Origin of the sequence: Streptomyces sp. NBC_01241 (genome assembly GCF_041435435.1) — a bacterium.
GTDB lineage: Bacteria > Actinomycetota > Actinomycetes > Streptomycetales > Streptomycetaceae > Streptomyces.
This window is the reverse complement of record NZ_CP108494.1, coordinates 6,899,819-6,924,196: the sequence shown is the minus strand read 5'-3', so window position 1 is coordinate 6,924,196 and position 24,378 is coordinate 6,899,819. Positions and strand designations below refer to the sequence as shown.

Genomic DNA, 24,378 nt, shown 5'->3' with positions numbered 1-24,378 from the left:
TTTCACGACCGGCCGTCGAGGAAGTTCCGCAGGTGGGCGGTGAGGACGGTGGGCTGGTCCTCCGGGATGAGCGTGTAGCTGTCGGCGATCTCGACGAGCTCGGCCCGTGGCAGCAGTTCGGCCAGGCGGCGTCCGTGGGAGAGGGGCATCACGCGGTCCTCGGCGGCCCAGGCGACAAGGGCGGGGCGGTCGAAGGTGCGAAGCGCCTCGGACCAGGCGAGCAGCTCGGCCTTCGGCGGGGTGCTGAGGACGTACTTGCGCAGGTCGCGGCGCACCCCGGCGGAGCTGACCACGGGCCGGAACCAGGCATCCATGATCTCTGGCGGCACGGGCCGCTTGGCCATCCAGCCCCAGGTCACCGGAAGTCGGCGCATGGGCTTCAGGCGGAGCAGGTTGAACGCCAGAGCCAGGCCGCCGGGCAGCCTGGCGGAGGTGACCAGGTTGCTGCCGGGCAGGCCGGGCGGGTAGTTACCGAAGGCCTCGCAGGAGGTGATGACGAGCCGGCCGATGCGGGCCGCGCGGCCGTCGGCGACAAGGCTCTGTGCGCCGCCCCAGTCGTTGAGCACCAGCGTGACATCGCTCAGGTCGAGCCGTTCGAGGAACTCGTCCACCAGCCGGGCGACGCCGAGGATCGACAGGTCGGCGTCCGGGTGCATCGGTTGGCGGTGGCCGCCGAGCGGGAGGGTCGGGACGACGCAGCGGAAGTCGTCCTGGAGCCCGGCGACGACGTGGCGCCAGAGCGAACCGTCCATGGCGACGCCGTGCAGCAGGACGACCACGGGGCCGTCACCGCCGGAGTCCTGGTAGTCGATGGTTCCCGCCGAGAGTTCCAACTCGGGCATAAAGGCCCCCTCCTACGCTCGTGACGATGGACCGGCCTAGCCAAATGCGTGGTGCTGGAGTGTTGAGTGAGGCCCAACACACCCGCAACATAACGCACCTGATTCACCGTCGGGTCCACCGAGGGATCACGTCCCCGTCAGCGAGAGGCCCCAGCACCGGAAGCCGGCAGCGTCCCTGATGTCAGGAAGAAGGTCACGGCGTAGTTGACATCCTCCCCTCCCTAAAAGGAGGGGATTCCTGGCTCACGTTGGCTGCGGACCGGCGGTCCGTCAGCTCTTACACGATCAGCACCAGCCGGGTTGAGACCAGCCCGGACGAACATCACGCGTGCGGAGTTCTTGTCCCTGGGGGATACGGCTCCGCACGCGGTGCACGAGTAGGTTCGTTCTGAGAGAGGTAGTGCGTGCTTGGTTCTCGCTCCGCACTGCGCGCAGTCCATGGTGGTGTGCGCGGGGTGGACAAGGTGCACGGGCCGACCGTGCTTGCGGCCCATTTCGATCAGGGCCGTCTTGGTCGCGCCGATCGCGGCGTCGGCGGCCTTTCGTGCCATGGTGGACTTGGCGAGGAATTTCGGCTTGAAGTCCTCGACCGCCAGCGCGTCGTGGTCGCGGACCACGGCCTTGGCCCACTTGCGGGCAGTGTCCTGCCGCTGCCGGGCCACCTTCTTGTGCAGCTTGGCGGCCTGCCGCTGCGCCTTGCGGTAGCCCTTCGACTGGGCCTTGCCCCGGGGCGCGCGGCGTCGGGCCATCATCCGCTGGTAGCGCGCGAGGCCGCCGGCGGCTTTCTTGCCGTACTCGGCGTGGGGCAGGTCATGGTCATCGGACGTGGTGGTGGCCGTCTCCTTCACGCCCCAGTCGATCCCGATCACCGCACCTGTGGAGGGCAGCACCTCGGTGGCGGTGGGGACGACGAAACTGGCGTACCAATGCCCGAGGCTGTCCCGGTACACGCGCACCGACGACGGCGGCTCGGGCAGATCGCGCGACCACACCACGGTCAAGCTGATACCCCCGGCCAGGTGCAGGCGACCGTCCTTCAACCGGAAGCCGCGCCGCGTGTAGTTGAGCGTGGGGTCCGTCTCGTGCTTCTTCTTGTACTTCGGCATCCCGGCACGCTGTCGCATCGGCAACCGGGCCTTGATGTCGTTGAGCGCCTTGGCCCGGGACTTGCCGAAGTCGCGGATCAACTGCTGCTGCGGAACGCTGCTGCCCTCACGCAGCCAGGACATCGCGGTCCGGGCCTCGGTCAGCATCTTGTCCAGCCCGGCCGGGCCGCACTTCTCATCCTCGGCATGGGCCTTCTTCGACCGGGCGCAACTCTCGTTCCAAATCCACCGGCACCGCGCCCACTCCGCTTCCAGCGCGGCGCCTGCGGTGGACGACACACGAAGCCGGTAGGTGTACCGGGCATGCCCGGCATTCTCCCCGCTCTGCGCTCCTGTCGTCATGACCCCCAACCTAGCCGCCCCCACTGACAACGAAAGAAAGCGCAGGTCAGAGCAGATGTGCAACGAACTCCGCCGCTACGCGGCTCCGCCCCAAGGACCCATTCCTCCCCGGGCTGAAGCCCGGGGCATCCTGGGAGAAATCCTGTGAAGCGTCCGGTGCGGACTGCTCCCCCGATCCGGCACCCACGTCGAGGAAGCGTCCGCCCGGACGGGCCTGCAGGAGGTCTCGCAGCCGCTGTTTGTATGCACCATAGAACGGCTCGGCGGCCAGGCATTTCAGAACTTCGACGAGTTCGGTCGGCTGCGGCTGGGTGTCGACCGCTGGGAAGGCGTGGGGCACATGCCGTTGGCTCATGGGTGAAACGTAGGCGCTACGGCTTATGCGGGGCGAGGTTCGGGAAAGGCAGGCGATCACCTTTCTGGCCGGTGCATTACCCTCCTGACCGGCGCCGTTTTGGTGCGCTGCCGGGTGGGCCGAGGCGATGGGGCGTGCCCTGCGCTGTGGCGAGGAGGTGGCGCAGGCGGTTGCCGTCCGGTGCGATGGCGGTGACGAGGACGGCGGGGCCGGCGAGTGGTGTCAGTACGGCCTGGCCGTCTTCCGGCGCGTCGCCGATAAGTTGGACTTCGAGGGGATTGTGCTCGAAGTCCGGGTCGACGATGAGGAGTTGACCGGTCGCGCGGTGGTCGGCGAGGACGGCTGGGCCATCCCAGCCGGGGGCACCCGGCCCGTACGCGGCTTGCTGGTCCAGCAGGGTGCTCCCGTCGCGCCGGACGGTGAGCCGGGTGGTCACACAGCCGGATGCTTCGCCCGTGCGTCCGAGGATTTGTTCCTCGCGCAGTACGAGCCGTGCGGTGGGGGCGAGGTCGATGGTCCAGGTCTGCCGCAGGTTGCTGCCGGCCGCGCAGATCAACGGCTTGGGCAGCCAGTGGAGTTCCGCGTTGTCTTCTACGGTCAGGTGTACGGCGTAGGTGGCGGGCTCGGGGGTGGGGCCTCGCAGGGCAAGGGTTGCGGCTGCGGAGGTGATGTGGAGTGCCGCGCCCTGCTGGGCGGTGGCTTCGATGCGTAGCCGGTCGCCGCCGAGGGGGGCGCTCATGGCTCCGACGACGCACACGCGCGCCTCGGTTCCTCGTGAGCGCAGGCGTCGCAGTTCGAAGGGGCCGTCGCCGTCGAGGACGGGCAGGGTGGTGGTGCCGCCTCTGGTGGCTGCCGCGATACGGGCGGTGGCCCTTACCCCGGTGGTGGCCGCCCGCTCGGTGGCCGGCACGGTTGCTTCGGTGGTGAGGGTCATGCGGGGCCCGCGGTCCAGTCGGTGAGGCGTTCACGGACCCAGTCGGCAACCGGTTTGACGCCGCCCTCGTTCTTGAGGGAGGTGAAGGCGACGGGCAGTTCGCCGCGTTGGACCTCGGCGTCGCGAGCCATACCTTCCAGGTCGGAGCCGACGTACGGAGCGAGGTCGGTCTTGTTGACGACGAGGAGGTCGGCGTTGGTGACACCGGGTCCACCCTTGCGGGGGATGTCGTCGCCGCCGGCCACGTCGATGACGAAGATCTGCGCGTCGACCAGGCCCTTGGAGAAGGTGGCCGTGAGGTTGTCGCCGCCGGACTCCACCAGGATCAGCTGGAGCGGGCCGGCCTCGGCCTCCAGGTCCTCTACGGCTTCGAGGTTGGCGGAGATGTCGTCGCGGATGGCGGTGTGCGGGCAGGCGCCGGTTTCGACGGCCTTGATGCGCTCGGGTGGCAGGACCGCTTCACGCAGGAGGAAATCGGCGTCCTCGCGGGTGTAGATGTCGTTGGTGACCACGGCGATGGACAGCTCGTCGCGCAGAGCCCGGCACAGGGCGGCGACGGTGGCGGTCTTGCCCGAGCCGACCGGTCCGCCCAGACCGATGCGCAGGGCGCGACGGGTGCCGTCGGGGCGCTGGGGATCGACGGCGCTGTAGGTGTGCCGGTGGGGGTACTTCTCGTCGAGATCTTGGTCGAGATGCATAAGAACTCCCGTCGTGCGTGGTCTCGTGGTGCGGGCGGTCAGGAGGCGAAGAGCCGTACCGGCCAGGCGGCGTGCTGCTGCGCGGTGATGTCGAGCAGCGGCGCTGAGGCGGCGGGCAGCGCGCCGGTCCCCTCCTCATGGATGCGTGCGGCAGCGGCGGCGGCTGCGGCGGCAATCCGGTCGAGGTCGGGGGCCAGGCGGGCGAGGACAGCGGTGGCGTGGAACGGGTCCAGGCTCAGCAGCCGAACCGTCGCCGTGGCCGGCCCGCTGATGGTCTCGTATGCCGCCGCATACGCGGCATCCAGCGGCGCGAGGCCGGCCGACCGGGCGGCCAGACCCAGCACCACCGGCTGGTGCGCGCCCTGCGGCCTGGCCGCGGCCAGGCCGTCCAGCTCGGCCGAAGGCCAGGTGGCGCGAGCTGCCCGCATCATCTGCCGTCCGAGTTTGCGGGCGGTGGTCCGAAGGGCCTGCACCGGAGTGCGGGCGTCGGCGGCCTCGTCCAGGTCCAGTGGATCGTGGCCGGCGGCAGCCGCGGCGGCGAGTGCCGCCGCGACCAGGCCCGCGGTGTGCAGCCGTCCCCGGCAGAAGTCCTGAAGCGAGTCCGCGTCCCTGATGCGGCCCGCGGCCACGGCCGGTTCGGCTCCCCCGGAGTGCGCGTGCCCTCCGGCGGGGAACCGGCCGTCGGCCAGGACGAACAGCGCGGCGCGGTTCATCGGTGCTCCTTCGAGATCATCAGAAGAGGAAGTACCGCTGTGCCATCGGTAGTTCGGAGGCGTAGGCGCGGTCGACGATGTGGTCGTCGACGAAGGCCGTCACGTCCGTCACCTTCGCGCCGCCGACGACGACCTCGTAGGTGTCGGCGTCGATCTCGACCTCGGGGGTGGCGTCGTTCTCCTTCATGTGCTTCTTGAAGACACCGCGCGTGCTGGTGATGGCCTTGAACTGCTTGTTCAGCCTGCGCCGTCCGGGCCCAGCGCTGTCTTTAGTCTTCTTGGTGGTGGCGTCGTCGGCCTGTTGGGCGGCGAAGTGGTCGATGGCCCGTTGGGTGACGAAGTTGTAGGAGATGGCGCCAGGTGCCAGACCCGTGGACCCCCACATGGGGCGTGGCAGGACCGGCTGCGGGGTGGGGATGGACGCATTCGCGTCACCCACCTGCGCGTACGCGATCTGCCCGCCCTTGATGACGAGGTGCGGCTTGACCCCGAAGAACTTCGGCTCCCACAGCACCAGGTCGGCCAGTTTGCCGGTCTCCACCGATCCGACCACCTGGTCGATTCCCTGGGCGATGGCCGGGTTGATGGTGTACTTCGCGACGTACCGGCGGGCGCGCCGGTTGTCGGCCGGCCCATCCACCGGCTTCTTGTCCTGCGTCTTCTTGTCCTGCGTCTTCATGTCCTGCGGCAGGTCCTCCTCCAGGAAGCCCCGGCGTACCTTCATGACGTGCGCGGTCTGCCAGGTCCGCATGATCATCTCGCCGATTCGGCCCATGGCCTGGGCGTCCGAGGACATGATCGAGATGGCGCCGAGGTCGTGCAGGATGTCTTCGGCGGCCATCGTGGAGGGCCGGATCCGGGAGTCCGCGAAGGCCAGGTCCTCCTCGACCTTCGGGTTGAGGTGATGGCAGACCATCACCATGTCGAAGTGTTCCTTGACCGTGTTGACGGTCAGCGGCCGGGTGGGATTGGTCGAGGCGGGCAGTACGTTGCCTTCCTGCACCATTTTGATCATGTCGGGGGCGTGGCCACCGCCGGCGCCCTCGACGTGGAAGACGTGGATGGAACGCTTCTTGATGGCGTCGATGGTGTCCTTGACGAAGCCTGCCTCGTTCAGTGAATCGGCGTGGAGCGCGAGCTGCACTCCGGTCTTCTCGCAGATGTCCAGGCACTGGTCGATGACGGCCGGGGTGGCACCCCAGTCCTCGTGAACCTTGAACCCGATGATGCCGGCGTCCACCTGGTCGAGCATGGACTCCTTCGACATGGTGGCGCCCTTGCCGAGCAGACCGATGTTGACCGGGAAGGAGTCCAGCGCCTCGAAGGTGCGATTGATGTGCCAGGAGCCGGGCGTCACGGTGGTGGCGGTGCTGCCCTCCGCCGGCCCCGTGCCGCCGCCGATCAGGGTGGTGACACCTGCGGCCAGCGCCTCGTCGATCTGGTCGGGGCAGATGAAGTGGACGTGGGTGTCGACCCCGCCGGCGGTGAGGATCCTGCCCTTGCCCGCGATGACCTCGGTGTCCGGACCGATGACGAAGTCCGTGGGAGCCGGGCCGATGCCGTTGTGCTTGCGCGCTCCGTCGTGCAGGCGGTTCATGGTCTCGGGGTTGTACGCCTTGCCGAACGCGACGATGTCGCCGTCCCGGATGGCGACATCGGCCTTGACGATGCCCCAGTGGTCCAGGACCACAACGCCGGTGATGACGGTGTCAGGGGGCAGGACACGCCCACCGGCCGCTTTGTCGGAGCTGTCCGGGTCGCGCGGCGCGATGGACTGTCCCATCGACTCCCGGATGACCTTGCCGCCGCCGAAGACCATCTCGTTGCCGCTGTGCTCGGGTCCGCCCGACCAGTCGTCCTCGATCTTGATCTGCAGCGCGGTGTCGGCGAGGCGGATGCGGTCGCGGGTCGTGGGGCCGTACCGGTCCGCGTAGGCAGCACGGGTCAACGGGTCGGAAGGCTTCGGCGTCTCCTGGCAGCAGGAGCAATCGGGGCACTCGGTCACGGAATTCACACCCGCCCCGCGTCGAACGAACCCTTGGTGTTGTCGAGCGACCCCTTGACCTTCCGGGGCAGACCCTTGACCTTTTCGCGCAGACCGTGGACCACACGCTCGCCTTCGATGGGCACGAGTTCGACCTCTTCGGTGATGCCGGGCTCGAAACGTACGGAGCTGCCGGCCGGTACGTTCAGCCGCTTGCCCCACGCCTCCTTGCGGTTGAAGACCAGCCCGTCGTTCACCTCGGCGAAGTGGTAGTGGGAACCAACCTGGACGGGGCGGTCCTCGGGGTTCTCGACCAACAGCGTGGTGACCTGATTCGCTTCCCTGTTGCGCCGGTTGAAGACCACGACCTCGTCTCCTTCGCGGGTGGAGAAGTCGACCTTCCCCGGCCAGACGATCGGCTCTTCCTCCCGGCCCGCCTCCGGGAGGGGTTCGTGGATGGTGACCAGCTTGGTGCCGTCCGGGAACGTGGCTTCCATCTGCACGTTCTCGATCATCTCGGGCACGCCCTCCATGACCTCCTCGCGCGTCAGCACCTTCCGCCCGGAGGACATGAGGTCAGCGACGGTCTTCCCATCCCGGGCACCCTCGAGGACGTGCACGATCAACAACGCCATTGTCTCGGGGTAGTTGAGCCGCACCCCCCGCGCCCGTCGCTTCTCGGCGACGTCCGCCGCCACGTGAATCATCAGGCGTTCTTGTTCATGTGGAGTCAGGTGCACGGCCCTACCCTGTGTCCGTCCTTGCCCAGGACTCCTGCCCTGGGCTCAAGCGCCGGGGGCCTCGCCATCCACCGGCCCACAGACGGGTCGAAGCCCTTGCAGCTTCACTCCCGCTCAGTCGGCACAGCACTTCTTGGCTGGTCGATCCCCGTCTCGCAGAGCAAGTTTGATCACGGAGCCGGTGCCGGAATCGGGATATGGAAGATCCACACCCGCACGAGTGGCGGCTGACACGATCGTTCGAGGAAGAGGTCGTTCGAGGCACGGGGCGGTCAGTGAGCTCCGGGCCTCTCCGGGGCACCGTGCCGGACCGCGGAGGACTTCTGTGTGCGGATCAGTTCCCGGTACCAGGCGTACGAGTCCTTGGGCGTCCGGCGCAGCGTCTCGTAGTCGATGTGGACGAGGCCGAACCGCTTGCTGGCGCCCTCGGTCCATTCGACGTTGTCGGTGAGCGACCAGGTGAAGTAGCCGCGGACGTCGACGCCCGCGCCGATGGCCTCGTGCAGGGCCCGCAGGTGCCCTTCGAGGTAGGCGATCCGGCGGGTGTCCCGGGCGGGCTCGTCGACGGCGCAGCCGTTCTCGGTGATGTAGAGCGGCGGGAGCCGGTCGCCGAAGCGGCTGTGGAGCTGGACGAGGGTTTCGCGCAGGCCGTCGGGGACGACGGGCCAGCCGAAGTCGGTCTTCTCGTACCCCTCTATCTCGCGGATGCCGAAAGGGAGTTCGGCGGGCATCCGGAAGCCGGAGAAGGAGTCCGGGGCTTCCGTGTACGGGGCGCCGACGAGGGTGGGGTTGTAGTAGTTGACCCCGTACCAGTCGATGGGGGTGGAGATGGTCGCCAGGTCGTCCTCGACCGGGCCCGGCATCAGCGCGGCGAAGTTCTCGTCGGGGTAGCGGCCGGTGAGGATCGGGTCGGCGAACATCCAGTTGGTGATGGTGTCGTACAACTCCGCGCCCAGGCGGTCCTCGTCACGGTCCCCGGCGGTCCAGACGGGGGTGTGCGAGACGGCGACGCCGATGTTGTCCGCGCCCGCGCCGCGCAGGGCGCGGACGGCCAGGCCGTGGGCGAGGAGCTGGTGGTGGGCCGCGGGCAGGGCGTCGAAGAGGAGGGTGCGGCCCGGTGCGTGCTCGCCGAGGGCGTAGCCGAGCATCGTCACTTCGGCCGGTTCGTTGATGGTGATCCACATCGGTACGCGGTCGGCGAGGCGCTCGGCGACGATGCCCGCGTACTCGGCGAAGCGGTAGGCCGTGTCGCGGTTGAGCCAGCCGCCCTCCTCGTCCAGGGCCAGCGGGGTGTCCCAGTGGTAGAGGGTGGGGGCCGGGGTGATGCCGTGGGCGCAGAGTTCGTCGACGAGGCGGTCGTAGAAGTCGAGCCCCTGCGGGTTGACCGGTCCGCTGCCGCCGGGGACCACACGGGGCCAGCTGATGGAGAACCGGAAGGCCTCGGCGCCGAGGCCGGCCAGGAGGGCGACGTCCTCGCGGTAGTGCCGGTGGAAGCCGGTCGCGCGGGTGGTGTCGGTGCCGTCCTTGATCCGTCCGGGCTGTGCGGCGAAGGCGTCCCAGCCGGAGGGACCCTTGCCGTCGGTCTCGGACGCGCCTTCGGTCTGGAACGCGGAGGCGGAGGCCCCCCAGAGGAAACCGGGCGGGAACGACGGCACAGTCATCTCGGCCTCCACAGCCGTAAGAGGGAGCGCGTATTGAGCAGAACCTGACGGGGCAATGATCAGAGCCAGACCTTAATCGCCAGTAACGGGCTCGATCCAGTGTCGTGAGTCAGCCGTCGCGGCTGCTGCCGGCCATGGAGCACGGGGGCGAGGAGACGAGGAGCGTTACATGCTGTTCGAGGTATGGGCACCGGATGCGGACTCGGTGGAACTGCGACTGGCGGGGGCACCACGCGCGATGGGGCGTGATCCCCTGCGGGACGGCTGGTGGACGGTCGAGGCGGAGGCGGTGGACGGGGACCGCTACGGCTTCGTTCTGAACGCGGGCGAGGCCGGCGGGGGTGGTGAAGGCGGCAGCGCGGGCGGCGCGACCGTGCTGCCCGATCCGCGTTCGCGTCGGCAGCCGGACGGGCCGGACGGCGAGAGCGCCGTCGTCGACCAATCGGCGTACGCCTGGCGCAACGACTGGGCGGGCCGGGGGCTGCCGGGCGCCGTCCTGTACGAGCTGCACATCGGTACGTACACGGACGAGGGCACCTTCGACGCCGCGGCGGCCCGGCTCGGCCATCTCGCCGAACTGGGGATCACCCATGTGTCGCTGATGCCGGTCTGTCCCTTCCCCGGCACCCACGGCTGGGGGTACGAGGGGGTGTCGCTCTGGGCCGTGCACGAACCGTACGGCGGCCCGGAAGGACTGAAGCGCTTTGTCGACACGGCACACGGCCTCGGGCTCGCGGTCGTGCTGGACGTGGTCCACAACCACCTCGGCCCGTCCGGCAACCACCTCCCGGCCTTCGGCCCGTACTTCACCGAGACCCACCACACGCCGTGGGGTGCGGCGGTCAACCTCGACGCGCCCGGTTCGGACGAGGTGCGGGCATATCTGCTGGGCAGCGCGCTCGCCTGGCTGCGGGACTACCGGCTCGACGGGCTGCGGCTGGACGCCGTCCACGCCCTGGCCGACGACCGGGCGCTGACGTTCCTGGAGGAGCTGGCCGCGGCGACCGACGCGCTCGCCGCCGAACTCGGCCGTCCGCTCTCGCTGATCGCCGAGTCCGACCGGTGTGATCCGCGGACCACGACGCCGCGCGAATCGGGCGGCATCGGTCTGCACGCCCAGTGGAACGACGACTTCCACCACGCCCTGCACACCGCGCTGACCGGCGAGTCCCAGGGTTATTACGCGGACTTCGCCGCGGCCCCGCTGGCCGCCGTCGCCAAGACCGTGACGAACGCGTTCTTCCACAACGGTACGTACTCCAGCTTCCGCGGCCGTACCCACGGCCGCCCCGTCGACATCGCCCGCACCCCGGCCCACAGCTTCGTCGGCTATGCCCAGACCCATGACCAGATCGGCAACCGGGCCCGGGGCGACCGGCTCTCCGCCACCCTCTCCCCCGGGCTGCTGGCCTGCGCCGCGACCCTCGTGCTGACCGGGCCGTTCACCCCGATGCTGTTCATGGGCGAGGAGTGGGGTGCCCGTACGCCCTGGCAGTTCTTCACCGACCACACCGACCCGGCGCTCGCCGAGGCCGTACGCAGCGGCAGACGGCGGGAGTTCGCGGCGCACGGCTGGGCGGCGGACGACGTTCCGGACCCGCAGGACCCGGCCACCCGCGACCGCTCCTGCCTGGACTGGAGCGAACCGGCCCGGGAGCCGCACGCCCGTCTGCACGCCTGGTACCGCGAGCTGATCGCGCTGCGCCGCGCCCTGCCCGACCTCTGCGACCCGGACCTGGCGTCGGTGCGCACCGCCCACGACGAACAGGCGCGCTGGCTGGCGTACCGGAGGGGCGATCTGCGGATCGCCGTCAACCTCGACGAGAAACCGGCCACGATCCCACTGGGCGGCGGCCGGCGCCGGGGCGGCGCGGGCCGGGTGGTGGCCGCGTGGGAGCCGGTGGAGACCCCGGGCAGCGACGGGCTGCTGCATCTGCCGCCGGAGTCCTGCGTGGTGCTGGCCGACGACTGATCCGCGAAGCCGCGTCCGGCTGCTCGGCTACTCGGCTACTCGGCTACTCGGCTACTCGGCTACTCGGCTACTCGACGATCGCCAGTTCGCGCGCGGTGCTGTTGAGGCGACGGCCGCCGTCCTCGGTCACGGTCACGATGTCCTCGATCCGGACACCGAACCGGCCCGGCAGATAGATGCCCGGCTCCACGGAGAAGCACATCCCGGGCACCAGCGGCTGTTCCTCGCCCTCGATCATGTACGGCGGTTCGTGGGTGGTGACGCCGATGCCGTGGCCCGTGCGGTGGATGAAGCGCTCTCCGTAACCGAACTCGGTGATGACGGCGCGGGCCGCCCGGTCGATCTCCTGGCAGGCGACGCCGGGCCGGACCGCGTCGCAGCCCGCCTCCTGCGCCACGCGCACGATGTCGTGGACCCGCTGCTCCTCGGCGGTGGGCTCGCCGACATGGACCGTACGGGAGGTGTCGGAGCCGTAGCCGTGCTTGAGGCCGCCGAAGTCGAGCACGACCATGTCGCCCCGCTCGATGGTGCGGTCGCCCGCCTCGTGGTGCGGATTGGCGCCGTTCGGACCGGAGCCGACGACGGTGAAGTCGACCTGGGAGTGCCCGAACTCCGTGAGCAGCCTGGCCAGATCGGCGGCCACCTCGGTCTCCTTGCGCCCGGAGAAGCGGACCTTGAGGATCTCCTCATACGTGGCGTCGGCGGCGGCCCCGGCCGCGGCGAGCCGGTCCAGTTCATGGCTGTCCTTCACGGCGCGCAGCATCGGCAGCGCCTCGGTGAGGGAGACGTACGAGGTGCCCGGGAGCGTCCGCTGCAGCGCGAGCAGATGCATCGCCCACGCGTTGTCGCTGATCCCGAAGCGGCCCCGGTCGTCGAGCAGCGGGGCGGTGACGGCGTACGGGTCCTTGCCGTCGGTCCAGTCCCGCAGGGTGAGGGCCGGTGCGCCGACGGCCTTCTCGGCGTCCGGGGCCTCCAGGGTCGGGACGACGAGGACCGGGTCCTGGCCGGCGGTGAGGACGAGGACGGTGAGGCGTTCGGTGTTCACGGGCTGGTAGCCGGTGAGGTACACCAGGTCCGGTCCGGGGGCGACCAGCACGCCCGCGAGCCCGGCCTCGGCGGCGGTTTCGGCGGCGCGCGCCATCCGGGCCCGGTAGTCGTCGGCGGTGAACGGTACGGGCTGGTTCGGGCTGGACATGCGGACCTCCTGGCGACGCGACACGGCATACAGCATCCTGCCCGTGCACTCCGTTCCGCGCGAGCGGGAATCAGTTTTCCGGGTGCGGTCGTACGACGAGGTCGGCGCGGGAACGACCCCGCTCGACCAGGCGCGCGTTGGGTTCGTCGGACTCGGCCACCCAACGCTCCGCGTACGGCCGCGGCCTGCCGAAGCGCACATGCCGGTCGACGAGCCGCCGTACCCGCAGGGCTGGTTCGAGATCCAGGAACCACGCCTCGTCCAGCAGCCCGCGCACGGGCGCCCAGTCCCCTTCGTCGTGCAGGAGGTAATTGCCCTCGGTGACGACGAGCGGGACATCCGGGGGTACGGGGACGGCCCCGGCGATCGGCTCCTCCAGGGCACGGTCGAAGGCGGGGGCGTACACGGTGGTTTCCGGTTCCGGGTGGCGCAGGCGCCGGAGCAGGGCCGTGTACCCGGCGGCGTCGAAGGTGTCGGGGGCGCCCTTGCGCCCGGCACGGCGGAGCCGTTCCAACTCGGCCTGGGCGAGGTGGAAGCCGTCCATGGGGACGAGGACGGCGAGACCGTCGAGCGCGTCGACGAGCTGTGCGGCCAGGGTGGACTTTCCGGCTCCGGGCGGTCCCGCGATGCCGAGAATGCGGCGGTGGCCGGGGACGGCGAGGCGCAGGGCGCGGGCCCTCGGCTCCGTGAGGTCACTGATGTCCATGCGGGGCATTGTCCTGCCGCGCGCCGGACGAGTGTCACGGCGGGTGTCATGGTGGCTGTCATGGCGGGTGCGGTCGACGCGGCGCCCGCAGGGGCGGGTAGTGTTACGTATAACGAATGGGCTCGCGACACCCTTGCCCGCCCCCGTCCGAGGAGCCTCATGCCGCACATCGCCCTGGTCACCCTGGTCGTCCGCGACTACGACGAAGCCGTCTCCTTCTACACCGACGCCCTCGGCTTCGAGCTGGTGGAGGACACCGACCGCGGCGACGGCTCGCGCTGGGTGGTGGTGCGTCCGCGTGATGCGCAGGGTACGGGGCTGCTGCTGGCCCGCGCCAAGGACGAGGAGCAGGGGGCGAGCGTCGGGGCGCAGACCGGTGGGCGGGTCGGCTTCTTCCTGCATACCGAGGACTTCGCGGGTGACCACGCGCGCATGCTGGCGGCCGGGGTGCGGTTCCTGGAGGAGCCCCGGCACGAGGTCTACGGCTCGGTCGCGGTCTTCGAGGACCTGTACGGCAACCGCTGGGATCTGCTCCAGCCCGCGTAGGCGCCGACGAGCGCTCAGCGCGTCCCGTTGCCCTCCAGGTACGCCAGCACGGCGAGGACCCGGCGGTGGACGGTGCCGTCGTCCGGTTCGAGGCCGAGCTTGGCGAAGATCGAGCCGATGTGCTTGCTCACGGCCCGTTCCGTCACCACCAGTTCGGCGGCGATGGTGGCGTTCGCCTTGCCCTGTGCCATCTGCTCCAGGACTTCCCGCTCGCGCGGAGTGAGGCTCCGCAGGGGTTCGGCCGACGACTTGCGGGTCAGCAGCTGGGTCACGACCTCGGGGTCGAGCGCCGTGCCGCCGGCCGCCACCCGCTCAAGCGCCTGGAGGAACTGCTCGACCCGGCCCACCCGGTCCTTCAGCAGGTAGCCGATGCCCTCGGCGCCCCGGGCGAGCAGCTCAGCGGCGTACGTCTCCTCGACGTACTGCGAGAGGACCAGGATCGGCAGGTCGGGCATCTCCGCGCGGGCGGCGAGTGCGGCGCGCAGCCCCTCGTCGCGGAAGGTGGGCGGGAGCCGTACGTCGAGCACGGCGGCGTCCGGGCGGTGTTCGAGCAGCGCGGGGAGCACCTCGGGACCGGCCGCCGCGTCGGCCACCACCTCGTGGCCCGAGCCGGTGAGGAGCAGGATGAGCCCCTCCCTCAGCAAAGCGTTGTCCTCGGCGATCACGATCCGCACGGCAGCTCCACTTCGATTTCCGTCGGCCCCCCGGTGGGGCTGCTCATGCGGGTGGTGCCGTCGAGGGCGGCGATCCGCCGCCTGATTCCGACCAGTCCGCTCCCGGCGCGTTCGTCCGCACCGCCGTGCCCATTGTCGCCGATGACCACCCGCAGGATGCCGGGGCCGCGGTCGATGCCTATCCTCGCGGCAGTCGCGCCGCTGTGTTTGCTGATGTTGGTGAGGGCCTCGGCGATCACGAAGTAGGCGGCGGCCTCGATCGCGGCCGGCAGCCGGCGCCCGTCCTCCACGCCGTCGAGCTCCGCGGCGACGGGCACGCTGACATCGGCGGCCAACGCCCGTACCGCTCCGGCCAGCCCGCGGTCCGTCAGGACGGGCGGATGGATGCCGCGCACCACGTGCCGCAGTTCCGCGAGGGCCGCCTCCGCACCGTCCTGCGCCTCGTCGAGGCGGATGCGCGCGGCGGCCGGGTCACGGTCCAGGAGCTGTTTGGCGAGGCCGATCCGCATGGACAGCGCGACGATCCTGGCCTGGGCGCCGTCGTGCAGATCCCGTTCGATCCGCCGCAGTTCGGCGCCGTGCGCCTCGACCGCTCCGGCCCGGCTCTCGGTCAGCTGGGCGATCCGCTCGGCGAGCGCGGTGGACGGCGAGACGGTGAGCAGGGAACGGGTCCAGCTCGCCGACAGATCGGCGAGGACGGGATGCCACCGCAGCATGAGTCCTTGTCGCACGGGCTGCGGCGTCCCGTACTCGTCGGTGCTGCGTCTGTCCAGCAGGTGCACGACGGGCAGGACGACCCCGTCGACGAGGAGGCCGACCGGCCACAGCACCATCGCGAAGTAGCCGAGGACGTTGCCCATGAGCGCCTGGAGCGGCAGCCAGAGCGCGTCGCGCCAGACCGTCGGATCGGTGAGGACGCGCCGTACCCGCTCGGAGAGTTCACCACCGTCCAGCGGCGGATACGGCGTCGGCGTGAACGGGACGCCGAGCCGCGCGGCCGCCCTGCGCCGCTCGAACTCCGCGAAGCGGCGCAGCACTTTGGCGGCCTCGGGCAGTGCGGGCAGCCCGACGACCACGACGGCGAACATCAGGACCGCCACCACCAGGAAGGTGCCCAGATACGCGATCAGCCCCATCCCGACGCCGACGAACAGATAGCGCGAGGCGTCCCACGAACGCCGGATGGCGACCGTCAGCGGGGCGGGAGTGATGCTCATGCGCATCACGTTACGGGGGTTCACCCGCCGCCGGAGTGGAGACCTCCCCCGGGTCCTGGTGGAGCCGGCTACACCCCCGGTCCGGGAGCGCGCACTCTCGTCCGGCCACCCCCTCGCTCATAGCGTTTACCCAGGTCAGAAGGGACGAGGCCGAGCATGAAGCTGGACAGGGAACGGGTGGAGTCGACGGTGGACACGATCACGGCGATGCGGGCGACCGCACTGAGTCTGGAGTCGGTGAGCCGACGTTACGGGCGCCGCGGCGACCGGGAGACGGTCGCGCTCGACGCGGTGAGCTGCGCGGTCCAGGCCGGAAGCTTCACCGCGGTGGTGGGCCCCTCGGGATCGGGGAAGAGCACGTTCCTGCAGTGCGCGGCGGGCCTGGACCGTCCGACATCGGGGACGGTACGGGTCGGGGGCACGGATCTCGGCGCGCTGTCCGAGGCCGCGCTGACCCGGCTGCGCCGGGACCGCATCGGTTTCGTCTTCCAGTCGCACGCCCTGAATCTGGTGCCTTCGCTGAACATCGAGGAGAACGTCGTGCTGCCGCTGGTACTGGCGGGCGCCGATCCGGCGGCCGAGCGGGTGCTGGCCCGCGGCCGGGACCTGCTGGCCCGGGTCGGCCTGGCGGGACGCGGCGCGCAGGACCCCGCGACGCTCTCGGGCGGCCAGCAGCAGCGGGTCGCGGTGGCGCGGGCGCTGGTGACCGAGCCCGATGTGATCTTCGCGGACGAGCCGACGGCGTCCCTGGACCCGGAGTCGGCGACGCTGGTGCTCGGTCTGCTGCGGGACGCGGTACGGATCGACGGCCGTACGGTCGTCATGGTCACCCATGATCCGGTGGCGGCGAGCTGGGCGGACGCCGTGCTGACGATGGACGGCGGCCGACTGCGATGAGCGAGCGTACGGGTACATCCACGAGTACGGCTGCGGGCACACGCACGGGTACAGGCACGGGTACAGGTACGGGCACGCGTAGGTCGCGCACCGATGTGCGGCAGGGGGTGCGGCGGGCGTCGGCGTTCCTCGCCCGGCGTTCGCTGAAGACCCATCGCCGGGCGTGGGCGGCGGTGTTCGTGGCGACGACGGCCGCCGCCGCGCTGATCGGCGCGTTCGCCTTCGTCCTGGGTTCGCTGCTGCCGGCGCAGCCGCCGGTGGAGCGCTATGCGGGGGCCGACGCGGTGGTGGCGGCCGATCAGAAGGTGACGTACACGGCGAAGCCGTGGGGCAGTGAGCCGAAGACCGCCACGACGTATCTGTCCGAACGGGTCCGCCTCGACCGCTCGGTGGTGCGGAAGGCGGCCGCCGCCGACGGGGTCGCGAAGGCGGTCGCGGACGACTCGGTGCCGGTGACCGTGAGCGGCGGGAGCACCGGGCCCGGCGCACCCGGCGGGGCGGGCGCGGCTTCGGCTGTCGGACGGTCCTGGGAGTCCGCCGTGCTCACTCCGTACCGGCTGACGGACGGACACGCGCCGAGGACGTCCTCCGAGGTGGTCATCGACCGCGCGCTGGCGGCAGCGGCCGGAAGCAAGCCCGGCAGCCATGTGACATTGCAGTTCGACGGGGCACCCCGCGTGTACACCGTGAGCGGCGTCGCCGACACCGCGCACCGGGGCGCCGCCCCCGCCGTCTTCTTCACCGAGCAGCGGCTGACGGCCCTGGCCGGACACCCCGGCACGGTCGACGCCATCGGCATCGTCGCCGAGAAGGGCGTCCCGGCCGGCACGCTGCGGGCGTCACTGGCAGCGGCGCTGCCCGACCGCGCGCACGGCGACCGCGGGATCCGGGTCCTCACCGGCTCGGAGCGCGGGCAGGCCGAGTACGTCGGCGCGCTCGGCGCCCGCGGCGATCTGCTGCCCCTGCTCGCCTCCATCACCGGGACCGTCCTCATGGTGGCGCTCCTGGTGATCGCGACCACCCTGTCCCAGGCCGTCCACCAGCGCTCCGGCGAACTGGCGTTGCTGCGCGCGGTCGGGGCGACGCCCCGGCAGCTCAGGTCGGCCGTCGGACGTGAGGTGAGCCGGGTGACCGGCGTCGCGGCGGTGCTGGGCGGAATCGGTGGCGTACCGCTGGGTCTGCTGATGCGGTCGCTGCTGACCACGGACCCGCTGCCGCTGCCCGTGCCGGTGTGGCTGCCGTTCGCCGCGGGGGCCACGGCCGCGGTGCTCGTCGCGCTCGCGGCGCGTCCGGTGTCGATGCTCGCCGCCAGGTCCATCACCCGGCTGCGGCCCGCCGCCGCCCTGAGCGCGGCACGGGCGCCGGAGTCGGACGAGCCGGGGCGGGTGCGTACGGTCTTTGGAGTGGTGCTGGCCGTGGCGGGTGCCGGTTCGGCGGGCGCGGCTACGGCGCAGGGCGGACAGGCCGCCGCGGTGGCCGCCTCGGGTGCGGCGACCTCGCTGATCATCGCGGTGGCGCTGCTCGGCCCGTGGATCGCCCGGGTGGCGGTGCGGGTACTCGGTACGCCGGTACGGCGTTTGGGCGGGGTCTCCGGCTTCCTGGCCGCCAGGTCCGCCACCGCGCACCATCGGCGGCTCGGTGCGGCGATCACCCCGATCGTGCTGGTCGTCGCGTTCGTCTGCGTGCAACTGGCGGCGGGCACCACGCTGGAACGGGCCGCCGGCCGGCAGGCCGCGGACGCCCTGCGGGCGGACCTGGTGGTGACCGGCCCCGCCGCCGGCATCCCTTCGGACGCGGCCGAGGCCGTCCGCCGGGCCCCCGGGGTGTCCGCCGCGACGGGCCTGCTGCGCTCGACCGTCGTCCTCTCCCACCGGGAGGCCGGCGACCCCGCGCTGGACAGCTTTCCGGTGCTGGGCGTCACGGCGGACCAGCTGTCCGGCACCCTCGATCCCCGGGTGACGGCGGGCGATCCGGCCGACCTCACCGGCCGGGGCACGGTCGCGGTCGGCAAGGACCGGGCCGACGACCTCGGCGCCGGTGTCGGCGACACGGTGCGGCTGCGCCTCGGGGACGGTACGCAGGTCCGGCTGCGGGTGGTGGCCCTCTACGAACGGTCCCTGGGGCTGGGCGAGTTCATGCTGCCCCGCGAGACGCTGGCCGCGCACGTCTCGGCACCGCGCGACCAGCAGATCCTGGTCCGCTCGACGGACGGCGACGCCGCGTCGGCCGTGCGGCGTGCGCTTGCGCCGTACGAAGGGGTGCGGGTCCGTGCCGCGACGGCCGACGACGTCCGCATCAGCCCGTCGTCCTCGGACCAGGACGACGCCCTGATCATCATCGGCGTCGGAGTGATCGGCGGCTTCGCGCTGCTCGCTGTGGTCAGCACCCTGGCCCTGATCACGGTCGGCCGCCGCCCGGAATTCCGCCTGCTGCGGCTGGTCGGCGCGGGGCGCGGCCAGCTGCTGCGGATGCGGGTCCTGGAGACGGGTCTGGTGACGGTGGCAGGCCTGACGATCGGCACGCTGGTCGCGGCGATCCCCCTCCTCGCGTTCGCCCTTACCACTACGGGCTCGCTGCCGTACCTTCCGCCGGCCCAGTACGGAGTACTCACACTGACCGTGACGGCGGCCGCGGCGGCGGGCACGCTGCTGCCGGGGGCGCGGGGCGGCCGGTTCCAGAATGCGGTCGACCGTCAGTGAGCCTTCGTGCAGCCGACCCCGGTGGTGAAGCTCACGACTGGGCCATCCACCGTGCCAGTTGCCTGAACGTCAAATATCTTTTGCGGAAATGCTTGCTTGAGGGACAGACGCCAAGCACCGGCGATATCTTGAGCCAGAGCGAGGGCGTTGGCCTGGGATTCGGCGTCATCGTCGATATCAATATACAGCCATAGCCTGAATTGATTCAGGTTTGCTTCGATGGAGGCGATGTCACCATTCAATTTGCTGCGCCATAGGCGAAAGTTGATGGGGTCGTACGAGCGGTCCCAGAGGACACATCCCTCCACCTCGACGAACTGCGGAAGGAAGACACGTGAAAGAGCGATCCATTCAGCCTGCCCTGCGGACCGGGAAAGGAAGTCCAGGTAATCGGCGTCGCCACCCGAGGCTCCCGCCCACGCCCTGATCAGCGGATCTTTCAGTGGATCCATCAGGAATCCCTCATTACGGCAGTTCTCACTACGCGTCACCCCATACGGCTTCGAGTTCCTGACAATGAACGATGATCGACGCGCCTGTCAGCGCAATTTCATGGAGACAGCCATCTTGTCGAGGAAGAATTTCGTCGAGCAGCACCGTATCGGCCGGCATCCAATCAATTGAATGCTCGTAGTCGATCGAGAAGCGCGAGACCCGGAGTACCGAATCCGAAGACCGGATTCATGCCACTGATTGGCGGAAAACTCGATGGCCAGGACCCCGCACTTGTCCGTCGGCACGGAGATGTCCGCCAGTTCGAGGTCCTTTACGCAACGGCTACTGCGCATGCTGTAGTGCTCCGCGTCGGAGGCAAGGGCCCAGGCACCGGCCGGCAACGCATCCCGTATCTTCGGCAGCTCGGCGAGATAGGCACTCGGGTCCAAGTCGAACCCGTGCACCCCTGAATCCCGGTCCGCTTTCACAAATTTCAATTACAACCTTCCGGTGCAATTCGTACGGGCGCCTCTCGTGAGCCTCGCCCACCCTGCCCGGATCGCCCGCGATCTCACCGCCGCCCGGCAGCACGGAATCGTCGGCGCCCTCACCGACACGGGGCTCAAATGCCGGGTCAACGCGAGACCGGAAAGGGCTCGATCCATCCCTGAGTCTCCCGTGCGAAGAAATTACATCGGAGAATATTCGATCAACGCAGGCATAGCACGATGATCAGTCCCCTCCATCGTCACCACAACATTCCTGCGAGTCGCATCTCCGAGCCGTCGAACAAACGCTTCCAGGTGAGCGAAAGACGTGGGACCCTCGACGTCGGCGGGGTCAAACGTGAATTCGATCTCATCGATATCGAAGAAATAACAGGTGAACCAAATACCGCCTACCTGCACAGCCAAGCTTGCCGATTCCTCCGGCTCGCTCTCCAGTCGGTCAAACAGGCTGCGGGCATCAGGAATCACCCCATCGCTCGATTCGGAAAGAGTCCAAGTGAACTGGACGGACCAATCCGCAAAGACCAGCCCCTCAAGGAGGTTCTGCCAGTCATTGATCGAGGCGTCCAGGATGCACACGTCGCGAAGTGCCCCGTCAACCTCGAAGTCCTCGCTGCGATACTGCATACCAATGCCATCCAATCCGACCATTACAGGAACCCTTCAAACGTGAGCTGGTTATTCCGCCAGCTCCACCGGGCACCGGTCACCACGGGTTCGAACCCGGGCTCATGGTGAAGGCCGAGCGAGGCGTGGTCCTGACGGAGATGAAGCACATGCTTCTCATGCCGTCCCCCTGCCCGTCAGACGTGACTTCGACCCGCCACACCGCCCGCCGCCCCCGCCAGCGCGTCGAGCACCGGCGCGATCAGCGGATGCCCCTCCGCGCCGTGCCGCACCGCGGCGAAGACCCGGCGGGTCGGCGCGCTGCCCTCCACCGGCCGGACCACCACTTCCGTGAGGTCCATTCCGCGCAGCGCGGACCGCGGCACCAGCGCCACCCCGGCGCCCGCACCGGCCAGCGCGACCACCGCGCGGAAGTCGTCCGAGGAGTGCTCCAGCCTCGGCTGGAACCCGGCGAACTCGCAGGCCAGGACCACCACGTCATGGCAGGGGTTGCCGGGGTACGGGCCGATCCACGGGTCCTTCTCCAGGTCGGCGATCGCCACCTGTTCCTGGCCGGCCAGCCGATGCCCGACCGGCAGCACCGCGTCGAACGGCTCCGAGTACAGCGGCACCCGGGTCAGCCGCCGGTCGTCCTCGCCCGGCGCGCCCCGGTACTCCACGGCGACCGCGACATCGACCTGCCGGTCCAGCACCATCGGCACACTCGCGTCGCCCTCGGCGTCCTGGACGCGGACCCGGATGCCGGGCGCGGTGAGGGTCAGCTCGGCGATCGCGGGGGCGAGGACCAGGCCGATGCCGGTGGCGAACGCGGCGACCGTGACCGTACCGGCGTCCCCCGCGCCGTACGCGGCGAGCTCCGCCTCGGCCCGTTCCAGCTGAGCCAGGACGGCATTGGCGTGGGTGAGCAGGATCTCGCCGGCGGCCGTGAGCCGGGCGCCGCGTGCGTTGCGTTCGACCAGCCGGTGTCCCGTCTCCTGCTCCAGCGCGGCGAGCTGCTGGGAGACCGCGGAGGGCGTGAGATACAGCGCGGCGGCTGCGGCAGTCACCGTACGGTGGTCCGCCACCGCACGAAGAATGCGCAGCCGCCGTGCATCGATCATGTGCCCATTGTCCCAGGTCACGGAGGCAACCCCGGCGCCCGGGTGGCAGAGCCGGGCGCTACTGCCCCAGCGCGGCCCGCGCGTCGACGAACGCGTCCACGACCCGGTTCACGTCCGCCGTGGAGTGCGCGGCGGAGAGCTGGACGCGGATGCGGGCCGCGCCCTGCGGGACGACCGGGTACGAGAACCCGATCACGTACACACCACGCTCCAGGAGCAGCTCCGCCATCCGGCCTGCCTTCGCCGCGTCCCCGATCATGACGGGGGCGATGGCGTGGTCGCCGGGCAGGATGTCGAAGCCTTCCTCGGTCATCCGGCTACGGAAGAGCGTGGTGTTGGCATTGAGCCGCTCGCGCAGGTCGCCGGCCGCCTCCAGCAGGTCCAGGACCTTGAGCGAGGCCGCCGCGATGACCGGGGCGAGGGTGTTGGAGAAGAGGTACGGGCGGGAGCGCTGGCGCAGCAGCGCGACGATCTCGGCGCGGGCCGCGACGTAGCCGCCGGACGCGCCGCCGAGCGCCTTGCCGAGGGTGCCGGTGATGATGTCGACGCGGTCCATCACGTCGTGCAGCTCGGGCGTGCCGCGGCCGCCGGGACCGACGAAGCCGACGGCGTGCGAGTCGTCGACCATGACCATCGCGTCGTAGCGCTCGGCCAGGTCGCAGATCTCGCGCAGCGGGGCGACGTATCCGTCCATGGAGAAGACGCCGTCGGTGACGACGAGCCGGCGCCGGGCCCCGGACGCCTCCTTGAGCTGCGTCTCCAGGTCGGCCATGTCGCGGTTGGCGTAGCGGAAGCGCTTGGCCTTGGAGAGGCGGATGCCGTCGATGATGGAGGCGTGGTTGAGGGCGTCGGAGATGACCGCGTCGTCCGGGCCGAGGACGGTTTCGAAGACGCCTCCGTTGGCGTCGAAGCAGGAGGAGTAGAGGATCGTGTCCTCCTGGCCGAGGAACGTGGAGAGCCGCTGCTCCAGCTCCTTGTGGACCTCCTGGGTGCCGCAGATGAAGCGGACCGAGGCCATGCCGTAGCCCCAGCGGTCGAGCGCCTCGTGGGCGGCGGCGATCACCTCGGGGTGGTCGGCGAGGCCCAGGTAGTTGTTGGCACAGAAGTTGAGCACCTCGCCGGGGCGTCCGCCCGCGGTGACGGCGACGGTCGCGGACTGCGGGGTGCCGATCACGCGCTCGGGCTTGTGCAGTCCGGCGGCCCGGATCTCGTCGAGGGTGGTACGCATGTCGTCGCGTACGGAGTCGAACATGAGGGGTGTCTCCCAGCTGTCTACGGTGGCGTCGTCTACGGAGGCGTCGGTCAGGAGGTCCAGTCGAGGATGACCTTGCCGCCGCGGCCGCTCGCCGCGTCGTCGAAGGCCGCCTCGAAGTCGCGGTAGCCGTACCGGCCGGTGATCACGGGGGCGAGATCGAGGCCGCCCTCCAGCAGTACGGACATGGCGTACCAGGTCTCGTACATCTCGCGGCCGTAGATGCCCTTGATGGTGATCATCGAGGTGACGATGCGGGACCAGTCGACGGGGAACTCCTCGGACGGGAGCCCGAGCATGGCGATCCGGCCGCCGTGCGTCATGTTCTCGATCATGTGGCGCATCGCCTCGGGCCGTCCGGACATCTCCAGGCCGATGTCGAAGCCCTCGCGCAGGCCGAGGCGCTTCTGTCCGTCGAAGATGGTCTCCTCGCTGACGTTGAGAGCGAGGCTGACGCCGATCTTCCGGGCCAGTTCCAGCCGGGCCTCGCTGACGTCGGTGATGACGACGTTGCGGGCGCCGGCGTGCCGGGCGACCGCCGCGGCCATGATGCCGATCGGTCCGGCGCCGGTGATCAGGACGTCCTCGCCGACCAGCGGGAACGACAGCGCGGTGTGCACGGCGTTGCCGAACGGGTCGAAGATCGCGGCGACGTCGAGGTCGACGGGGGCCCGGTGCACCCACACGTTGGACGCGGGCAGGGCGACGTACTCGGCGAACGCCCCGTCCCGGCCGACGCCGAGCCCGAGCGTGGAGCGGCACAGGTGACGGCGCCCGGCCAGACAGTTGCGGCACTTGCCGCAGACCAGGTGGCCCTCGCCGCTGACCAGGTCGCCGACGTTGATGTCGACGACATCGGCGCCGGTCTCCGCGACCTCGCCGACGAACTCGTGTCCGAGGATGAGCGGGGTGCGTACGGCCTGCTGGGCCCAGCCGTCGTAGTTCCGGATGTGCAGGTCGGTGCCGCAGATGCCGGTGCGGAGCACCTTGATCAGTACGTCCGAGGGGCCGATCTCCGGCTCGGGCACGTCCATCAGCCAGAGTCCCGGCTCGGCCTTCTGCTTCACGAGTGCCTTCACGGCTGCGGCTCCCTGCGCTGTACGGCGTTGAGTACCCCGGGCCGGGGGCAGCATCGGGGGAAGCCTGCGGCCCGGGGAAGAATGAGAGGGACGGC

At 70.2% G+C, this 24,378-nt stretch carries 23 protein-coding genes; 4 read left to right on the top strand and 19 right to left on the bottom strand.

Annotated elements, in window-relative coordinates:
* Positions 1-2: 2 nt before the first annotated feature.
* From OG306_RS31200 to OG306_RS31160, 9 genes are all read right to left on the bottom strand, one after another.
* Positions 3-842: an alpha/beta fold hydrolase gene (locus OG306_RS31200; protein WP_266749445.1), complete on the bottom strand. Its 840-nt coding sequence runs from the start codon at positions 840-842 to the stop codon at positions 3-5.
* 221 nt (positions 843-1,063) lie between these two features.
* On the bottom strand, positions 1,064-2,290 hold the full coding sequence (locus OG306_RS31195) for an RNA-guided endonuclease InsQ/TnpB family protein (RefSeq protein WP_266749444.1): 1,227 nt from the start codon (positions 2,288-2,290) through the stop codon (positions 1,064-1,066).
* 46 nt (positions 2,291-2,336) lie between these two features.
* Positions 2,337-2,645 (bottom strand): hypothetical protein, encoded by a 309-nt coding sequence (locus OG306_RS31190; RefSeq protein ID WP_266905053.1) that lies wholly within the window; start codon positions 2,643-2,645, stop codon positions 2,337-2,339.
* A gap of 76 nt (positions 2,646-2,721) precedes the next feature.
* The gene (locus OG306_RS31185; protein WP_266749442.1) at positions 2,722-3,579 is read right to left on the bottom strand and encodes an urease accessory protein UreD; all 858 of its coding nucleotides are present in this window, start codon (positions 3,577-3,579) and stop codon (positions 2,722-2,724) included.
* Complete coding sequence (gene ureG, locus OG306_RS31180) at positions 3,576-4,277, bottom strand: urease accessory protein UreG (RefSeq protein WP_266749441.1); 702 nt, start codon at positions 4,275-4,277, stop codon at positions 3,576-3,578. Before ureG ends, OG306_RS31185 begins: the two co-directional genes overlap by 4 nt.
* Before the next feature lie 38 nt (positions 4,278-4,315).
* Entirely contained in the window at positions 4,316-4,990 is a 675-nt protein-coding gene (locus tag OG306_RS31175; protein ID WP_266749439.1) for an urease accessory protein UreF, read from the bottom strand.
* A gap of 19 nt (positions 4,991-5,009) precedes the next feature.
* Positions 5,010-7,004 carry an urease subunit alpha gene (ureC, locus tag OG306_RS31170; RefSeq protein ID WP_432762243.1) on the bottom strand — a complete coding sequence of 665 codons (1,995 nt, stop codon included), beginning with the start codon at positions 7,002-7,004 and terminating at the stop codon, positions 5,010-5,012.
* On the bottom strand, positions 7,001-7,714 hold the full coding sequence (locus tag OG306_RS31165) for an urease subunit gamma (RefSeq protein WP_266749436.1): 714 nt from the start codon (positions 7,712-7,714) through the stop codon (positions 7,001-7,003). Before OG306_RS31165 ends, ureC begins: the two co-directional genes overlap by 4 nt.
* A gap of 272 nt (positions 7,715-7,986) precedes the next feature.
* A complete protein-coding gene (locus OG306_RS31160; protein WP_266749435.1) occupies positions 7,987-9,375 on the bottom strand; it encodes a GH1 family beta-glucosidase in 1,389 nt (462 codons plus the stop codon).
* A 169-nt stretch (positions 9,376-9,544) separates the two neighbouring features.
* Here OG306_RS31160 and treZ point away from each other — a divergent pair, with 169 nt between their 5' ends.
* Positions 9,545-11,347 (top strand): malto-oligosyltrehalose trehalohydrolase, encoded by a 1,803-nt coding sequence (treZ, locus tag OG306_RS31155; RefSeq protein ID WP_266749433.1) that lies wholly within the window; start codon positions 9,545-9,547, stop codon positions 11,345-11,347.
* A 67-nt stretch (positions 11,348-11,414) separates the two neighbouring features.
* Here treZ and OG306_RS31150 read toward each other — a convergent pair whose 3' ends face one another.
* Together OG306_RS31150 and OG306_RS31145 are read right to left on the bottom strand one after the other, a co-directional pair.
* Positions 11,415-12,542, bottom strand: coding sequence for an aminopeptidase P family protein (locus OG306_RS31150; protein ID WP_266749432.1), 1,128 nt, complete (start codon positions 12,540-12,542; stop codon positions 11,415-11,417).
* A gap of 70 nt (positions 12,543-12,612) precedes the next feature.
* Positions 12,613-13,248 (bottom strand): nucleoside/nucleotide kinase family protein, encoded by a 636-nt coding sequence (locus tag OG306_RS31145; protein ID WP_266905063.1) that lies wholly within the window; start codon positions 13,246-13,248, stop codon positions 12,613-12,615.
* Positions 13,249-13,407: 159 nt separating this feature from the next.
* Between OG306_RS31145 and OG306_RS31140 the strand changes: the two genes are divergently transcribed.
* Entirely contained in the window at positions 13,408-13,794 is a 387-nt protein-coding gene (locus tag OG306_RS31140; RefSeq protein ID WP_266749429.1) for a VOC family protein, read from the top strand.
* Positions 13,795-13,808: 14 nt separating this feature from the next.
* Here OG306_RS31140 and OG306_RS31135 read toward each other — a convergent pair whose 3' ends face one another.
* Positions 13,809-14,468: a LuxR C-terminal-related transcriptional regulator gene (locus tag OG306_RS31135; RefSeq protein WP_266749428.1), complete on the bottom strand. Its 660-nt coding sequence runs from the start codon at positions 14,466-14,468 to the stop codon at positions 13,809-13,811.
* A complete protein-coding gene (locus OG306_RS31130; protein ID WP_371665911.1) occupies positions 14,456-15,685 on the bottom strand; it encodes a sensor histidine kinase in 1,230 nt (409 codons plus the stop codon). The genes OG306_RS31135 and OG306_RS31130 overlap by 13 nt, the downstream gene beginning before the upstream one ends.
* Positions 15,686-15,892: 207 nt before the next feature.
* Here OG306_RS31130 and OG306_RS31125 point away from each other — a divergent pair, with 207 nt between their 5' ends.
* Together OG306_RS31125 and OG306_RS31120 are read left to right on the top strand one after the other, a co-directional pair.
* Positions 15,893-16,582, top strand: a complete 690-nt coding sequence (locus tag OG306_RS31125; protein ID WP_266907572.1) for an ABC transporter ATP-binding protein — start codon at positions 15,893-15,895, stop codon at positions 16,580-16,582.
* On the top strand, positions 16,579-19,281 hold the full coding sequence (locus OG306_RS31120) for an ABC transporter permease (protein ID WP_371665910.1): 2,703 nt from the start codon (positions 16,579-16,581) through the stop codon (positions 19,279-19,281). The genes OG306_RS31125 and OG306_RS31120 overlap by 4 nt, the downstream gene beginning before the upstream one ends.
* On the opposite strand, the gene OG306_RS31115 is transcribed toward OG306_RS31120, so the two are convergent.
* The 6 genes from OG306_RS31115 to tdh all read right to left on the bottom strand — a co-directional run bounded on the left by OG306_RS31115 (position 19,275) and on the right by tdh (position 24,283).
* Positions 19,275-19,733 carry a hypothetical protein gene (locus OG306_RS31115; protein ID WP_266905069.1) on the bottom strand — a complete coding sequence of 153 codons (459 nt, stop codon included), beginning with the start codon at positions 19,731-19,733 and terminating at the stop codon, positions 19,275-19,277. The genes OG306_RS31120 and OG306_RS31115 overlap by 7 nt on opposite strands.
* Before the next feature lie 28 nt (positions 19,734-19,761).
* The gene (locus OG306_RS31110) at positions 19,762-19,893 is read right to left on the bottom strand and encodes a hypothetical protein (RefSeq protein ID WP_266749422.1); all 132 of its coding nucleotides are present in this window, start codon (positions 19,891-19,893) and stop codon (positions 19,762-19,764) included.
* 512 nt (positions 19,894-20,405) lie between these two features.
* Positions 20,406-20,876, bottom strand: a complete 471-nt coding sequence (locus OG306_RS31105) for a hypothetical protein (RefSeq protein WP_266749421.1) — start codon at positions 20,874-20,876, stop codon at positions 20,406-20,408.
* 152 nt (positions 20,877-21,028) lie between these two features.
* Positions 21,029-21,952, bottom strand: coding sequence for a LysR family transcriptional regulator (locus OG306_RS31100; protein WP_266749420.1), 924 nt, complete (start codon positions 21,950-21,952; stop codon positions 21,029-21,031).
* A gap of 58 nt (positions 21,953-22,010) precedes the next feature.
* The gene (locus tag OG306_RS31095; RefSeq protein ID WP_266749419.1) at positions 22,011-23,204 is read right to left on the bottom strand and encodes a glycine C-acetyltransferase; all 1,194 of its coding nucleotides are present in this window, start codon (positions 23,202-23,204) and stop codon (positions 22,011-22,013) included.
* Positions 23,205-23,254: 50 nt separating this feature from the next.
* Entirely contained in the window at positions 23,255-24,283 is a 1,029-nt protein-coding gene (tdh, locus tag OG306_RS31090) for an L-threonine 3-dehydrogenase (RefSeq protein WP_266749418.1), read from the bottom strand.
* Positions 24,284-24,378: the final 95 nt, after the last annotated feature.